Annotated in this window: 13 protein-coding genes; 6 read left to right on the top strand and 7 right to left on the bottom strand. The window is 46.3% G+C overall.

All coding sequences use genetic code 11. The annotated features are described in order from the left end of the window. Nucleotides 1–51: 51 nt before the first annotated feature. The gene (aspS, locus tag QWZ05_RS00275; protein WP_264875872.1) at nucleotides 52–1,830 is read right to left on the bottom strand and encodes an aspartate--tRNA ligase; all 1,779 of its coding nucleotides are present in this window, start codon (nucleotides 1,828–1,830) and stop codon (nucleotides 52–54) included. A 292-nt stretch (nucleotides 1,831–2,122) separates the two neighbouring features. Here aspS and QWZ05_RS00270 point away from each other — a divergent pair, with 292 nt between their 5' ends. Next, nucleotides 2,123–3,004, top strand: coding sequence for a DUF72 domain-containing protein (locus QWZ05_RS00270; RefSeq protein WP_290295844.1), 882 nt, complete (start codon nucleotides 2,123–2,125; stop codon nucleotides 3,002–3,004). Between the two features lie 3 nt (nucleotides 3,005–3,007). Here the strand turns inward: QWZ05_RS00270 and QWZ05_RS00265 are convergent, their stop codons facing one another. Further along, nucleotides 3,008–4,180 (bottom strand): D-alanyl-D-alanine carboxypeptidase family protein, encoded by a 1,173-nt coding sequence (locus QWZ05_RS00265; protein WP_290295843.1) that lies wholly within the window; start codon nucleotides 4,178–4,180, stop codon nucleotides 3,008–3,010. A gap of 313 nt (nucleotides 4,181–4,493) precedes the next feature. Here QWZ05_RS00265 and cmoA point away from each other — a divergent pair, with 313 nt between their 5' ends. The 5 genes from cmoA to QWZ05_RS00240 all read left to right on the top strand — a co-directional run bounded on the left by cmoA (nucleotide 4,494) and on the right by QWZ05_RS00240 (nucleotide 9,655). Further along, on the top strand, nucleotides 4,494–5,222 hold the full coding sequence (gene cmoA, locus QWZ05_RS00260) for a carboxy-S-adenosyl-L-methionine synthase CmoA (RefSeq protein ID WP_290295841.1): 729 nt from the start codon (nucleotides 4,494–4,496) through the stop codon (nucleotides 5,220–5,222). 95 nt (nucleotides 5,223–5,317) lie between these two features. After that, nucleotides 5,318–6,289: a tRNA 5-methoxyuridine(34)/uridine 5-oxyacetic acid(34) synthase CmoB gene (gene cmoB / locus QWZ05_RS00255; RefSeq protein ID WP_290295840.1), complete on the top strand. Its 972-nt coding sequence runs from the start codon at nucleotides 5,318–5,320 to the stop codon at nucleotides 6,287–6,289. Between the two features lie 118 nt (nucleotides 6,290–6,407). After that, nucleotides 6,408–7,169, top strand: a complete 762-nt coding sequence (locus QWZ05_RS00250; RefSeq protein WP_290295839.1) for an ATP-dependent zinc protease family protein — start codon at nucleotides 6,408–6,410, stop codon at nucleotides 7,167–7,169. 11 nt (nucleotides 7,170–7,180) lie between these two features. After that, entirely contained in the window at nucleotides 7,181–8,686 is a 1,506-nt protein-coding gene (locus tag QWZ05_RS00245; protein WP_264875878.1) for an inactive transglutaminase family protein, read from the top strand. 3 nt (nucleotides 8,687–8,689) lie between these two features. Continuing rightward, the gene (locus QWZ05_RS00240; protein ID WP_290295838.1) at nucleotides 8,690–9,655 is read left to right on the top strand and encodes an alpha-L-glutamate ligase-like protein; all 966 of its coding nucleotides are present in this window, start codon (nucleotides 8,690–8,692) and stop codon (nucleotides 9,653–9,655) included. Between the two features lie 76 nt (nucleotides 9,656–9,731). On the opposite strand, the gene secF is transcribed toward QWZ05_RS00240, so the two are convergent. The 5 genes from secF to ahpF form a co-directional block, all read right to left on the bottom strand. Next, nucleotides 9,732–10,631, bottom strand: coding sequence for a protein translocase subunit SecF (gene secF, locus QWZ05_RS00235; protein WP_264875880.1), 900 nt, complete (start codon nucleotides 10,629–10,631; stop codon nucleotides 9,732–9,734). 3 nt (nucleotides 10,632–10,634) lie between these two features. Beyond that, the gene (gene secD / locus QWZ05_RS00230) at nucleotides 10,635–12,428 is read right to left on the bottom strand and encodes a protein translocase subunit SecD (RefSeq protein ID WP_264875881.1); all 1,794 of its coding nucleotides are present in this window, start codon (nucleotides 12,426–12,428) and stop codon (nucleotides 10,635–10,637) included. Between the two features lie 133 nt (nucleotides 12,429–12,561). After that, nucleotides 12,562–13,026 (bottom strand): hypothetical protein, encoded by a 465-nt coding sequence (locus QWZ05_RS00225; RefSeq protein WP_290295836.1) that lies wholly within the window; start codon nucleotides 13,024–13,026, stop codon nucleotides 12,562–12,564. A gap of 120 nt (nucleotides 13,027–13,146) precedes the next feature. Next, nucleotides 13,147–13,803, bottom strand: coding sequence for a nitroreductase family protein (locus QWZ05_RS00220; protein WP_264875883.1), 657 nt, complete (start codon nucleotides 13,801–13,803; stop codon nucleotides 13,147–13,149). Between the two features lie 221 nt (nucleotides 13,804–14,024). Beyond that, nucleotides 14,025–15,617, bottom strand: coding sequence for an alkyl hydroperoxide reductase subunit F (gene ahpF, locus QWZ05_RS00215; protein WP_290295833.1), 1,593 nt, complete (start codon nucleotides 15,615–15,617; stop codon nucleotides 14,025–14,027). Between the last annotated feature and the right edge of the window lie 155 nt (nucleotides 15,618–15,772).

Here is a 15,772-nt window from a genome sequence, read left to right as displayed (position 1 = left end):
AACTTAAGCGGGCTTTAGCGGGCTTTCAACTATCTAAAAGACGTTCGCAATTTACTCAGCGTCTTTCTCTTTCGCTGCCGTTACAGCAATCGCTAGCTCTTCAAGCGATGCTGGGTTTGCAAGGCTTGGGGCGTCTGTTAGTAGACAAGAAGCGTTCGTTGTTTTCGGGAATGCTATAACGTCACGGATGTTTTCAGTACCACATAGCAGCATTACTAGACGGTCTAGACCGAATGCTAGGCCAGCGTGTGGTGGTGTACCGAACTTCAGTGCGTCTAGTAGGAAACCAAACTTCGCTTGCTGCTCGTCGGCTTCAATACCTAGGATATCGAATACTGCAGATTGCATTTCAGCGTTGTGGATACGTACAGAACCGCCGCCCACTTCGTAGCCGTTAAGAACCATGTCGTATGCGTTTGAGTTAGCAGCCGCTGGGTTTGCTTTTAGCTCTTCCGCTGTCACACCTAGAGGCGATGTGAATGGGTGGTGCATTGCGTGCAGGTTGCCTTCGTCGTCTTCTTCAAACATTGGGAAGTCAACAACCCATAGCGGAGCCCATGCAGATTCGTTAGTCAACTCAAGGTCAGTACCTAGCTTCAGACGTAGTGCGCCCATTGCTTCAGATACTGTGTTTGCCTTGTCTGCGCCGAATAGGATGATGTCGCCAGTCTCAGCGCCAGTGCGCTCAAGAATGCCGTTGATAACTTCTTCGTTTAGGAACTTAGCAACAGGAGATTGGATACCTTCCATGCCTGCAGCACGGTCGTTAACCTTCATCCATGCTAGACCTTTCGCACCGTAGATACCAACGAACTCGCCGTAGCTGTCAATCTGCTTACGAGTTAGTTTAGCGCCACCTGGTACGCGGATAACAGCAACGCGACCTTTCTCGTCGTTAGCTGGGCCAGAGAATACTTTGAATTCTACATCTTTTACTAGGTCAGCAACGTCTACTAGCTCTAGTGGGTTACGTAGATCTGGCTTGTCAGAACCGAAACGACGCATCGCTTCAGAGAATGGCATGATTGGGAACTCACCTAGATCCACATCTAGAAGCTCTTGCCACATATCACGAACCATCTTTTCAGTCGTTTCGCGAACTTGCTCTGCGCTCATGAATGAGGTTTCGATATCGATCTGTGTGAATTCTGGCTGACGGTCAGCACGTAGGTCTTCATCACGGAAACACTTAACGATTTGGTAGTAACGGTCAAAACCAGACATCATCAGCAGCTGTTTGAATAGCTGTGGAGACTGAGGAAGCGCGTAGAACGAACCTTTGTGAACACGGCTTGGTACTAGGTAATCACGTGCACCTTCTGGCGTCGCTTTTGTTAGTACTGGTGTTTCGATATCTAGGAAGCCGTTATCATCTAGGAAACGACGAACAAAGCTAGACGCTTTCGCACGTAGCTTGATGCGATCGCTCATTTCAGGGCGACGTAGGTCTAGGTAACGGTATTTTAGGCGCTGCTCTTCAGAGTTCTTTTGGTTGAAGTCTAGTGGCAGAACGTCGGCACGGTTGATGATTTCAAGACCTTTAGCAATGATCTCAACTTCACCTGTCGCCATGTCTTTGTTGACTTGGCTGTCTGGACGAACACGGACTTCACCCGTTAGTTTGATACAGAATTCATTACGTAGTGTGTTAGCCACTTCGTAAGCATCCGCCATATCTGGGTCAACGACTACCTGAACGATACCTTCACGATCTCGCATATCGATGAAAATTAGACCGCCTAAATCACGACGACGGTTAACCCAGCCGCATAGTTCTACAGTTTGTCCTGCAAGGGACTTGTTCAGGTGACCACAGTAATGGGTACGCATAATGAAATTCCCAATATCTTAAAATTTGTTGATGACTCTCCACCAGCACTTGCAATGCTGACGGTTCAAAGTTCCATTTATACGCTGAAAGTCAGATTAAATCGACTCCTCAGCTGATAATTTGGTGTGTTTTATACCGGACTGACGACAATTCGACTATTTAGTAGGCAAAAGTGCGTCAATCGAGCAAAATTAGGCGGCGATTATACCGATAATTGGTAAGGATATATAGAGTGAAAACAACGTCAAATTGCTCTAAATTAAATAAGCTTTCACGATTAGATTACGCAGCATGACATACACTCCGGTACGACTTGGCCTGACTTTATGGTCACACAACCAATGGCAACAGAGCTTTTATGGCAAAGGCACACAACCCTCAGAGCGGCTTGAGAAATACGCTCGAGTATTCCATACCGTTGAAGGCAATACGACTTTCTATGCAACACCGAATGCTCAAACTGTCCTCAACTGGCGAGATGCAACACCTGAAACCTTTCGGTTTACCTTTAAGCTTCCCAAGCAAATTACCCACGAGCAACAATTGACTGCAAGCCAAGGGGAGCTAGTTCATTTTCTAAAAGTCATGGAACCGCTAGCCGAGAAAGTCGGTCAATGGACAATTCAACTGCCCTCTTCTTTTGGATTCGACGCTCTAGAAAAACTTCAACGCTTTACCAAACTGTTCCCAAGAGATTACAACCTCGGCATTGAAGTTCGAAACCCAATATTTTTTGCTAAAGGCGATGAGGAATCACAACTAAATAGTTGGTTAAATGAGAATGGCATTAATCGCGTGATTATGGATAGCCGCCCAGTATTTGCAGCAAAACCTACCACAGAAGCGGTTATTGATGCTCACCAAAAAAAGCCACGGGTGCCAGTGCATGCTATCGCTACTGCAACAAGGCCTATGATCCGTTTCATTGGTCACCCTGATCTTGAGGCCAACGACACCTTTTTTGCTCCTTGGCTCGATAAACTGCCTCAATGGATTGAGCAAGGTGTGCAACCCTATGTCATGATTCATACACCAGATAATGTTCTCGCGCCAGAGTTGGCGACTCGACTCTACACGCAACTGCAAAACAGACTGACTGAAACTAACACACCTCTGGATTCACTGAATAATTTCCCAGCGAAAAGCACTCAGCCTCAGTTCAACCTGTTCTGAACATCAACTGCTCAAAAATGAGGAAAATAGCCCTTTGAACCAAAGTATTGCACTATCCCATATTTTTGAAAACCAGTTCCCTTCCTCAACCGCTTGGCCACTGACTATAGGATAGCGAGCGACAACTTCGTTCTCCTTTGTCCAAACAATTTCCCCCACTTTTTGGCCAAGTTTGACCGGTGCCATCAAGGGCTCTTCAATAACAACAGAACGTTCGAGCCCCTTGGTCTGTGAGCGAGGTAAGGTTATATAAGCATCTTGAGGAAAACCGGCCTCTATTTCGCTTTGGTCACCTTTCCAAACACGAACCATTGATTCTACTTGTCCGGCATCAGCAATCTTTTGAGTGGTATAAAAACGAAATCCATAACTCAGCAAATTTTTCGATTGGCCAATACGTGCGTTTTTACTCTCGGTACCCATAACAACGGAAATTAGGCGAGTGTCACCATCAATCGCTGAACTGACTAAACTGTACCCTGCATTAGAGGTGTAGCCTGTCTTGCCACCATCGACATTGATCGCATTGTCCCATAGCAAACTATTGCGGTTGTATTGCTTAATATCATTCCACGTAAACTCTTTCTCACTGTAGAGCTCATAAACATCAGGAACATCCTCAATGATATTCTTCATCAAGATCGCCATATCTCTTGGTGATGTCTGAATTCCCTCGGCATCTAAACCGTGAGAGTTGATAAATCGAGTATCATACATACCCAAACTGTCAGCCCACTCATTCATCAAGCTGACAAAAGCCGCCTCACTGCCCGCGACGTGCTCAGCAAGTGCGACACAGGCATCATTGCCAGACTGAACAATCACACCGCGCATCAAGTTGGATACACTAATCTCATCTTTGGGCTTAATAAACATCTTGGAAGAATCCGGGAACTTTTGAGACCACGCATTGACCCCGACCGTAACCTTGTCTTCCCAATTGAGACGCTCTGCAATAATCTCTTGCCCAACAACATAGGCGGTCATTAACTTTGTCAAACTGGCCGGAGCAAGTCCTGCTCTTCCATTCTGCTCCGCTATGACGACTTCCGAATGGTAGTCCATCAAGACATACCCTTTTGCACTTAATTCCGGTGGGTTTGGTACACTGACTGCGGCAACAGAAAAGCTAGACACATATAACAACCCAATCGTAGTTAGAATCAATTTTTTCACACTTCATTCCCCCCAAGAATAGCGATGGCTACGCTACCTCCTTGAAGCCACCTGAGACCCTCCATTAATAAAATGCAGGGTAGATAATTGATAGTTATATAATTTAATCTTATGTGTGATGACACTCTTTGAGCATAGTCGACTATTCATTGCACACCACACATATAAAGAAATTGAAACAAAGGAAGTAGGTTCTAGATTCACGAAAAGCGTCTAAAATGAAGTCGTTGAGCAACTTAGTTTTTTACCGTAAAATACGCGCCTTTTTTACGACTGGTGAAGCACCATCAGACATTGCGTGAGCGAGAGCAGCATGAGCAACAAAGACAACATATTTTCAGCGCCTATCGACAAAATTGGTGATTTCACCTTCGATGAGCGAGTGGTAGAAGTCTTCCCTGATATGATCCAGCGTTCTGTGCCTGGCTACAGTAACATCATTTCGGCAATTGGCATGCTGGCTGAGCGCTTTGTGAAACCGAACACCAATGTCTATGATTTAGGCTGCTCACTGGGTGCTGCCACGCTCTCTATGCGCCGCCATATTAATCAAGAAGGTTGTCAGATCATCGCAGTCGATAATTCTCCTGCTATGGTTGAGCGCTGTAAGCTGCACATCAACTCTTACCGCAGTGATACCCCTGTTGATGTGGTTGAAGCCGACATTCGTCAAATTGATATTGACAATGCGTCTGTTGTTGTATTGAACTTTACGCTACAGTTTCTCTCACCAGAAGATCGCTATACGCTACTGAAAAAAATTCACGCGGGCTTACGCCCTGGCGGTATTTTGATTTTGTCTGAGAAGTTCGTTTTTGAAGACAGTGTGTCTAACGACCTGTTGATTGATCTTCACCATGATTTTAAGCGCGCTAACGGCTACAGTGAGTTAGAGATAAGCCAAAAACGTAGTGCGATTGAAAACGTTATGCGCCCTGACTCTATCGCCATGCATAAAGAACGTTTTGCAGACATTGGTTTCTCAAGCTTTGAGGTTTGGTTCCAATGCTTTAACTTCGGTTCGATGTTCGCTGTAAAATAGTTCGCAATCAAATAATGATTTCGTTGTAGGCTGACCCTAGACGTCTGCAACGATCACTTTTCTAGGGAACTGATTTTTAAACTGGATTCCACACTATGTTCAATTTTGCCAATTTTTACCAATTGATTGCTCAAGATACGCGCCTACAGCCTTGGCTAAATACATTGCCACAGCAGTTAACAGATTGGCAAAATGCCGAGCATGGCGACTTTGCTCGCTGGGTTCGTGCACTGAATAAGATTCCAGAGGGTTCGCCAGATACGGTTGACCTAAAAACCAAGGTGGACCTTTCAAATAGCGAGCCGATGCATCAAGGTGAGTTAAAGAAACTTGAAAACCTGCTGCGCACTTTCCACCCTTGGCGCAAAGGGCCATACCACGTACATGGTATTCATATCGATACCGAGTGGCGCAGTGATTGGAAATGGGATCGCGTTCTACCGCATATTTCTCCACTTGAGAACCGCTCAGTGCTTGATGTGGGTTGTGGTAATGGCTATCACATGTGGCGCATGCTGGGCGAAGGTGCGCGTTTATGTGTGGGTATCGACCCATCTCACTTGTTCTTAGTCCAATTTGAAGCGATTCGTAAGCTCATGGGAGATGACCAGCGCGCGCACCTATTACCACTAGGAATCGAGCAACTCCCTAAACTTGAAGCGTTCGATACTGTCTTTAGTATGGGGGTACTCTATCACCGCCGCTCTCCGCTCGACCACTTGATTCAGTTGAAAGATCAATTGGTGTCTGGAGGTGAGCTGATCCTTGAGACACTGGTTATTGAAGGTGATGAAAATGCGGTACTTGTGCCTGTTGATCGCTATGCGCAGATGCGCAATGTGTACTTCTTCCCTTCAGCAAAAGCACTGAAAGTGTGGCTTGAGCAAGTGGGTTTTGAAAATGTGCGAATTGTGGATGAAAACACCACTTCGATTGGTGAGCAACGTACAACACAATGGATGACACACAACTCTCTGCCAGATTACCTAGACCCGAACGATCCAAGCCGAACGGTCGAAGGGCATCCGGCGCCTCGCCGTGCGATTCTGGTAGCAAATAAACCATAATTGACAGAAACTTAACTAAACTCTTCTACCTTTTACTCTCTCATGCCGGAGAAGGCTTTTCGCCTTCTCCTTAATGCGCTACACTCGCGCTAATTATGTCCATCACCACTGAAACATCATGACATCAAGACTTTTCCCAGCATTACTGGTTCTTGCCCTTTCTGGTTGTGCCTCGACAGATCATGTCGCTCTTCATGAAGAAACTCTTGAGCAGCTAAAATCATCAGAGCTCTCGATTCTTAACAAAATGAGTTATTTAGAGCTACAAATTTCTAACCAAACAGACTACATTGAAAGTCTAGAGTACGAAGTTATGGAGCTGCAGTCTGCTTTGGAACAAAGTCGCTCTGTCTTTAACGAGCAGTTAGACGATATTTCAGAGAAAAGTGCTCAGCCTCCGGTTGTTGTAACACAAGCGCCAACACCTGTTCATGGAGTGGTATTAGGCTCAGTAGAGCGCGTGCAATTTGATGCACTCAATGCCACATTCGATGCCCGTATAGATACTGGGGCTGCTACATCGTCTATCAACGCTGCGGATATTGAGCAGTTTGAACGAAACGGCAAGCGTTGGGTTCGTTTCCATATCGCAGATGATGACGGCAACGTGGTTCAAAACGAGCAAGATGAGCCAGTCTGGGTTGAAGCCCCTGTGGTTAGAATGGCTAAAATTCGTCAATCTAGCAGTGAAGAAGCAGAACGTCGCTTCGTCATTGAATTGTGGGTTCGATTGGGTGATCTCCATGAGAAAGCACAGTTTACATTGGCAGACCGTTCACAGATGAGCCACCCAGTACTTCTAGGGCGTGAATTTATCCGTGACATTGCAGTCGTCGATGTGAGCAAACAATATATTCATACGGACAATAAACAAAAATAACAAGGTAACTTATGACGTCTAAAATTCCATTTTATGTATCGGTCGTGTTACTGGTAGTTGCAGGGATAGTACTGAGTGTTTTTAGACACCAAACGTACGGTGTGCCGTGGACGCCAGGAGAAACACGTCAAGTATGGGATATTGAAGCAAGACTTGAGTTTTCTGGTCAAGGCGAGCCAATCAAAGCTTCTTTAGCCGCTCCTCACACTCAACCAGGTTACACGCTCATCAGTGAATCCGCTTCATCTCAAGGCTATGGCGTTGCGTACCTTGAAACAGACACTGGGCGCCGCGCTGAGTGGTCGATTCGTGAAGCGACTGGCCCACAAACCATTTACTACCGCACTCAATTCTTAGTCGACCCGAACGCCGATGTTGAAGTCATTCCCCCTCAGGGAGAACGCAACAAACCAACATTCAGTGGCCCTGTAGAAGCCGCCGCTATCGCACTCATTGATCGCTCTGAGCAACGCTCTGCTGATGACATTACCTTTGCTCGCGAGCTCATCAAAACACTAAATGATGGTGACAGCCAAAACGCCGCGCTAATTCTTAACGACATGCCGAAAGTCGAAGCCGTGGATAAGATTCTGGCTTACGCAGGTGTACCAAGCAAGATTGCTGGTGTGATTGAGTTAGAAGATGGTCGTCGTCGCCAAAGCATTCAGCCAATGAACCAAGTTTGGGATGGCAAAGCGTGGCAACTGTTTAACCCTGAATCCGGTCTACAAGGCACCGGCCCGAACATTCTTATTTGGGATGAGTCCAACGTTTCTCTGCTTGATCTTATTGGCGGTAGCAACAGCCAAGTTCTTTTTTCAATGATTGCACAAGAAGTGTCTGCGAAAACAGCGACCAACAATAAAGTCGATGCTGATGGCCTACTCAATATGTCGATTCATAGCTTGCCGCTAGAAGAGCAAGCGATGTTTAAGACCATCATGCTAATCCCGATTGGTGCTCTGATTGTCGTATTCTTGCGTGTGATTATCGGCCTGAAGACATCCGGTACCTTCATGCCCGTTCTCATAGCGGTGGCATTTGTCCAAACCCAGCTTGTAACAGGTATTGTCGGCTTCTTGCTGATTGTCGGTACAGGTCTAGTGATTCGTAGCTACTTGTCACGACTCAACCTACTATTGGTCGCGCGGATATCAGCGGTAATTATCACCGTAATTATGATCATTTCTGTGTTTACTGTTGTGGCCTACCGCATTGGTTTAACAGAAGGTCTATCTATCACTTTCTTTCCGATGATCATCCTTTCTTGGACGATCGAACGTATGTCGATTTTGTGGGAAGAAGAAGGGCCTAAAGAAGTTGTGATGCAAGGCGGTGGTTCATTGCTAACCGCGGTACTCGTTTACCTTGCAATGACTAACAGCTATGTTCAGCACTTAACCTTTAACTTCATCGGTCTTCAGCTGATTGTACTGGGCGGTATTCTGCTCCTTGGTACATACACTGGCTACCGTCTAACTGAGCTACGTCGCTTTAAGCCACTTGCGGAGGACTAAACGATGTTTTCACGTTTGACCTCACCAGGTAAGCTACGCGCGAAGGGTATCATGGGCATGAACCAACGTAACCACAGTTACATTGGCCGCTACAATGATCGCTCAAAATACCCTTTGGTAGACGATAAGTTAAAAACAAAAATCATTGCTGAAGCGGCAGGGTGTACTGTCCCTGCCCTTATTGGCACTATTCATACTCAAGCCGATGTAAAGTCCATTCATAAGATGGTTAAAGAGTGGCCTGGGTTTGTTATCAAGCCCGCGCAAGGCAGTGGTGGTAAAGGCATTCTGGTTGTGATTTCACACAAAGATGGCGTTTATACCAAGCCTTCGGGTTCTACTATTAACGAAGAAGACGTCGAGCGCCACATCAGTAACACGTTGGCTGGCCTGTTCTCTTTGGGTGGTAAAAATGACGTCGCAGTCGTTGAGAACCTGATCAAGTTCGATGACTGCTTTGATGGCTACAGTGTCGAGGGTGTGCCAGATGTACGTATTATCGTATTTAAAGGCTACCCAGTCATGGCAATGATGCGCTGTTCAACCACAGCCTCTGATGGTAAAGCCAACCTTCACCAAGGAGCTGTCGGAATCGGTATTGACATTGCGACTGGACGCGCGGTTCGAGCCGTTCAGTTTGATCAACCCGTCACCCACCACCCTGATACAGGACAAGAGCTAAGTCAGCTTCAAGTTCCTCACTGGGATCGCCTGCTCGAACTGGCTGCGAGTGCATGGGAAATGACCGGTCTTGGCTATATGGGTACCGATATGGTTTTGGATAAAGAAGAAGGACCGATGGTACTTGAGCTTAACGCTCGTCCTGGTCTCGCTATCCAAATCGCGAACGGTAGTGGGTTACTTCCTCGCCTCCAGCACATTGAAAACTTAGGCACACCTGCTGAATACCCTAAACCGGCTGAACGTGTTGCCTACGCTGCAAAGCAGTTTGGTGTTTTTAATAAATAACTAAATTTACCCATAACCAAAACAAAAATGCCGCTCTTAAAACAAGAGCGGCATTTTTTATCGCTATAGTAACGAGTTAAGGGTACTCCTCCTCATACTCATCTTTCCTTGCAATATAATGCTCAGGCTTCAGACCAATCAGTTGAGGCAATGTAACGCCCACAGATATTGATGACCAAGTACCACTCACGATACCGAAGCACAGTGCTATCGCAAAGCCTTGCAATGGTGCTCCCCCTAACAGCCATAGACACGCTACTGTTGCGAACGTCGTCCCAGATGTAATCATAGTTCGAGAGAAAGTAGCCACTATCGCGGAGTCAATCAACTCAGCCGTATCACCGTTCGGTTTGCCCTTGAACAACTCACGAACTCGGTCAGCAATGATAATAGAGTCATTAAGAGAATAACCGAGTACCGCCAACACGGCGGCCAATACCGTCAGGTTAAACTCTAAACCCGTTATAGAGAACAAGCCTAACACCAACACCACATCATAGATAAGCGCGCCAAGAGCACCTAGGGCTAAGCGCCACTCAAAACGCCAACTGAGATACAGCATAGTCAGGACAAAGCAGGTCAATACCGCCAGTCCGCCTTTTTCTACCATATCTTGTCCGACTTGCGGGCCAACGATGCTGCTGTTTAAGACTTTTACATCATCCGTTATCTCGGCCAAAATAACCGCAACAGACTGCATTTCACCTTCTGGCTGACTATATCTCACCAACCAACGACCATTTTCACCCGATTGAGTCAATTGAACATCTTGTTCAAGCGCGTGACTAAACGCTTGTTTAATTTGATCCGATGTCAGTGATTGCTCGGTCTGAAATTCACTCACTACACCGCCAGTAAAATCTAACCCCCAGTTAAAACCCTTAACCGCAATAGTCATCACCGCGCTTAACACCATAACCAGTGACAGCAGAGACATCCCTAAACGGATTTTGCTTAGATTCATCATCGATTTCATTGCTTATACCCTCACATCACGGCGTTGGTCACGCCCCCAAATCAGATTGATAAAGATCCTTGAAGCAAAAATGCCGGTAAACATACTGGTTAGTAAGCCCAATGCGAGTGTTAACGCAAAACCTTGAACAGGGCCATTGCCAATTGCGTAAAGCGCTAGTGCCACAATCATCGTGGTTAAGTTAGCATCGAAGATAGATGAAAAAGCACTTTGGAAACCTCGATCGATTGAAGCGGCAAAGCTGCGCCCTTCTGCCATTTTGTCTTTGATCCTCTCAAAGATCAGCACATTGGTATCCACTGCCATACCAACAGTGAGGACTAAGCCCGCGATACCCGGCAGGGTTAACACTGCCCCAGGTAACAAGGCAATAAGACCAAACAGCATCACCATATTCGTCATCAACGCCGCATTCGCAACCCAACCGAGTCGTCGATACCATACTGCGATAAAGGTAAATGTGATCCCCAAACCCAGCGCCAAAGCCGCAAAGCCATTTTTCACGTTTTCTGCACCCAAAGATGGGCCAATAGTACGCTCCTCGACAATGGTCACTGGGGCGGTTAACGAGCCCGCGCGCAGTAGTAGTGCCAGTTCCTGAGCATCATTCATGCTGCCAACGCCCGTGATTCTAAAACGATTGCCTAGCTGAGATTGAATCGTTGCTACACTAATCACTTCGCTGCTCTTTTGGCTTGAACCATCATGAGCACGGCTGTACTCGCTATAGACAGTCGCCATCGGGTTACCGATATTCTGGCGAGAGAAATTCGCCATTTTTCTACCGCCTAGTCCATCTAAGCTGATGTTCACTTCGGCATCACCAAACTCACCCACACCCGCGCGAGCATCAACAATATGTTCTCCTCCAAGAACGGCTCTCCGTGATACCGTGACCGATTGACCTTGCTGATCTTCAATAACGAGAGTGTCGCGTGTGGGTGCGTGCGGAACGGAGTGAAAGGCCAATGATGCTGTCGCACCTATCACATCTTTTGCAGCTGCTGGGTCTTGTACCCCAGGTAGTTCTATACGAATCCGGTTTTCACCTTGGCGCTGCACCGAGGCTTCGGTAATCCCTAGCTCAGCTAAGCGGCTACGCATGATTTGTAGGTTCTGCATTACCGTTAAACGGCGCAGTTCATTTTGCTCTTCATTGGTCAATGACAAGCTAAACTGGCGATCTGAGCCACTTAACTGCCAGTTAGGGAAGCGCTCTCGAGCCAGTTTTCTTAACTCACTCGCATCATTTTGACTACGCAGCGTAATCTGAGCTGAATCATGAACTATACGACCTCGTGAACGCGGCAACTCCGCAGTTAAATCGTCAATCACCATTTGACGGTGAGCCGCGTAGACCGGCTCCATATCCACGTCCAACAAAAACTGCACCCCACCCCGCAAGTCGAGACCCAACTTCACCGGGTTAAAGCCCATATCCAAAAGCCAACCAGGCGCTGCCGCTTCAGAGGCAAGCGCAATTGTTGTGCCTTCTGGTAACTGCTTAGAGAGCTGCGATTGAGCCGCAGCTTGCTGCTCCGCGTGAACTAGAGTGACTACGATTCGATCGTCCTGTTGAACGATATTTCGTCTATCAATATTATTTTGAGTTAATAGGTTAGCGACTTCGGTCGCGTCTATGTTGTCAGCACCTCTCGCGCTGATATGCAAAGCCGCGTCTTCACCATACCATGATGGTAAAGCACTTAACGCCATAAGAACGACACATAAACACAATGTCAGATAGTGCCAAAAGCGATTACGATTGATCGCTGGCTTAGAAGGTTTTTTTCTCATAAATCTGTCTTCTCAATAAGATGAGTATTGCATCTAAACCACCACAAGATAGTGCTCTGCGAACACAAATAGTGCCCACAAAAAATTGGGGTTTAGAGATAGAAATTAGACACAGCCAAGCTGTGTTAACTCTTTAAGACAGAGAAGATTGTAGGAAACGGTATTGAAGGTTGCTCTCTTTCCAGCCGCCGAGGCGTAAACTGCTATCGGGCGTAGCGAGTTGCCAGAATGGAATAAAATAGGTACTCGACTCCGCACGTTGTGCCGCAGTCAACAGGTCAGGGTTATCAAAAGCAATCAGCAAGTAGTAATCGGGCTCTTCACCTTGTGAAGCCACTTCATCGACACTGAACACGCGTCGAGTGTTGGGTAAGCAAACATCGGCTCCCGCATCGAGCAGTAGGTATCCATCTTGGGATTCACTATCTATAGAAACAGGATCGGCTTGATCCATAGCTCCCAGATTGATACTGACAACGTTTAATGTGCTCACTGATTGAGTCACCGAGCCAACCTCAAGCTGTAACGGCGCTGCCGAAGCGATAAAGCTCAGCATAACGGTTAGGGCTAGAAGAAGTTGACGAGTCAGTTTGAACACAATAATTCTGGATTAACTAAAAGACCGTGCATTATAAACACAGTTCGGCATTTGGGAACACAAATAAAACAAAAGGCGCAGATTCGTCAGAACCTACGCCTTGGAATGTTTTATTGAAGATTAGACAACTTCAATGATCTGCTCACGCGCTAGACGTGCTTTTGGCAATCCAAAGTTAAAGTCTTCGCCATCTTTGTGGTAACCCATAGACAGTGCCACTTCACAAACGTGACCATCAAGCTCGTCTTTGAAGAGTTCGCCAAGCAGCTCGCCATCAACACCTTCCATCGGAGTTGATGCAATGCCCATACGAGCCAGTACGTGCATGATGTTACCCAGTGCTAGATAAACTTGCGCTTTAGTCCAAGTACCGTTGTAACCAGACTCGTCTGTGTTCATTTCAGCGAATGCATAAGCACCCATGAACTGATCGTACATTTCAGCAGGTAAGTGACCTGAGCTTACTTCTGCATCAACACGTTTCGCGAACTTCTCTTTCGTAAAGTTAGGATCGTAAGCAAACAAAATCGTGTGTGATGCTTCTTTTGCGTGTGGTTGGTTGAACTGGTGCTTATTCGCAAATGAGTCGTGCAAACGCTGTTTTGCCTCATCACTCTCTACGATAACAAACTTCCAAGGCTGAGAGTTGATAGAAGAAGCAGACAGGCGAAGTGCTTCTAGAATAACTTCCATATCCTCTGCAGAGATTTTTTTCGCTGCATCGTATTTTTTCGCAGTGTAACGGCTGTGAAGATCTTTAAGAATTTGATGAGACACGTGGATACTCCTAACAGATGGGTCGTGATTCGTACTCTTAACAAGTGCCAAGCATTTTATCCAAAAAACGAACTCTGATAAGCCACCTAGTAATGAAAACACTTTCAATCAAAAATTGATAATCAGAAAATTATTCATTTATTGAGTAGACAGAACGCAAAAATGCCACCAGGGTCACTAGTGGCATTCAATCATTATTAACCAGCTCTACGCTTGTACAATTATGCTTCGGCTAATGTTTTTGTTGGTGCAGGGTTACGAATCAGGTGGTCAAATGCACCGAGACTTGCTTTCGCGCCTTCACCCATAGCGATGATAATCTGCTTGTAAGGGACTGTCGTAACATCACCTGCGGCAAAAACACCACTCATACTGGTTGCACCATGTGCGTCAATCTCAATTTCACCTCGAGGTGAAAGGGCAACACCAGAGTCTTTCAGCCACTCACTGTTTGGCACTAGACCGATTTGAACAAAAATGCCCGCAAGATCAATCTGCTTTTTCTCGCCTGTGTTGCGGTCAATATATTCAAGACCCGTTACACGTGTTTCATCACCTAACACTTCTGTGGTTTGTGCCATCGTGATGATGTCGATGTTTGGTGTGCTGTTGGCTTTGTCGATAAGTACTTGGTCAGCGCGTAGTGTGTCAGCGAATTCCAATACAGTTACATGCTCAACAATACCCGATAAATCAATTGCCGCTTCGATACCCGAGTTACCGCCACCGATTACCGCAGTGCGCTTGCCTTTAAACAGTGGACCATCACAGTGTGGGCAGTATGCAACACCTTTGTTGCGATACTCTTGCTCACCCGGCACATTCATTTCACGCCATCTTGCACCCGTGCTTGTAATCACTGTTCTTGAACGCAGTACCGCACCACTTTCCAGCACAACATGTGTGTAGCCATCTTCGGTGTCTTTCGCATCAATGATGTTTGCTGCACGCTGCTCTGTCATGACATCGACACCGTACTCTTTTACGTGCTCTTCTAGGCTAGCAACCAGCTTAGGACCTGTCGTTGCTTTCACAGAGATGAAGTTCTCAATCGCCATAGTATCCATAACCTGACCACCAAAGCGTTCTGCAACCACACCGGTGCGAATACCCTTACGTGCTGCGTAGATTGCTGCCGATGAGCCAGCAGGGCCACCACCAACCACAAGGACATCAAACGGTTCTTTCTCGTTTAGTTTCAGTGCTTGCTTCTCTGCTGCGCCCGTATCGACTTTATTTAAAATCTCAGCTAAAGACATGCGCCCTTGACCAAACAGTTCACCATTAATGTAAACACTTGGTACAGCCATAATATCGCGCTGCTTCACTTCATCTTGGAATGCTGCGCCATCTACCATAGTCGCTGTCACTAGCGGGTTAATTGCCGACATCATATTGAAGGCTTGAACCACTTCCGGACAGTTCTGACAAGATAGAGAGATAAAAATCTCGACATTAAGTGGCTTATTTAGCTGTTTGATCTGCTCAATTACATCTGCTTCCAACTTAATTGGGTGACCGCCACTGTGCAGCAGTGCAAGGACTAGTGATGTGAACTCATGTCCCATTGGCAGACCAGCAAAACCGATCGCCGTGCCTTTTTCTTCATTACGCACCTGCATTACAGGTTTGCGCTCACTTGCTTGATCATCGCGCTTCACCGAAATCTTATCGGTCAGTGAAGCAATATCTTGCGCAAGTGCATCGAGCTTGCCTGCGGTTTCGCTGTCATCAAGGCTTAGGACAAGCTCAACATGGTTTTTTAAGTTTTCTAAGTACGCTTTAAGCTGCTGCTTCATGGCTTGGTCTAACATGGGAATACCTGCTAACTGTAAACTGGTGACTACTGAATTTATGGCATCAGTAAGATTCAAAAAAGGATAATAAAAAAGGGTTATCTTATTGATGCTTAGTTATTTGTTTTTGCTGGATTATTGATTGAAACCTAGTTAACTAAGGTGCATACCCC

Source organism: Vibrio agarivorans, from assembly GCF_030409635.1.
GTDB classification, from domain to species: Bacteria; Pseudomonadota; Gammaproteobacteria; order Enterobacterales; family Vibrionaceae; genus Vibrio; species Vibrio agarivorans.
Note: the sequence above shows the minus strand (reverse complement) of the source record. Positions and strands in the feature narration are given on the sequence as shown.

Bases quoted from the DNA above. Each gene is read 5' to 3' on its own strand.
- secD (WP_264875881.1), bottom strand. From the start codon at position 12,428: ATGAGAAAAAAACCTTCTAAGCCAGCGATCAATCGTAATCGCTTTTGG.
- QWZ05_RS00250 (WP_290295839.1), top strand. From the start codon at position 6,408: ATGACATCAAGACTTTTCCCAGCATTACTGGTTCTTGCCCTTTCTGGT.
- ahpF (WP_290295833.1), bottom strand. From the start codon at position 15,617: ATGTTAGACCAAGCCATGAAGCAGCAGCTTAAAGCGTACTTAGAAAAC.
- secF (WP_264875880.1), bottom strand. From the start codon at position 10,631: ATGAAATCGATGATGAATCTAAGCAAAATCCGTTTAGGGATGTCTCTG.
- QWZ05_RS00245 (WP_264875878.1), top strand. From the start codon at position 7,181: ATGACGTCTAAAATTCCATTTTATGTATCGGTCGTGTTACTGGTAGTT.
- aspS (WP_264875872.1), bottom strand. From the start codon at position 1,830: ATGCGTACCCATTACTGTGGTCACCTGAACAAGTCCCTTGCAGGACAA.
- cmoB (WP_290295840.1), top strand. From the start codon at position 5,318: ATGTTCAATTTTGCCAATTTTTACCAATTGATTGCTCAAGATACGCGC.
- QWZ05_RS00270 (WP_290295844.1), top strand. From the start codon at position 2,123: ATGACATACACTCCGGTACGACTTGGCCTGACTTTATGGTCACACAAC.
- QWZ05_RS00240 (WP_290295838.1), top strand. From the start codon at position 8,690: ATGTTTTCACGTTTGACCTCACCAGGTAAGCTACGCGCGAAGGGTATC.
- cmoA (WP_290295841.1), top strand. From the start codon at position 4,494: ATGAGCAACAAAGACAACATATTTTCAGCGCCTATCGACAAAATTGGT.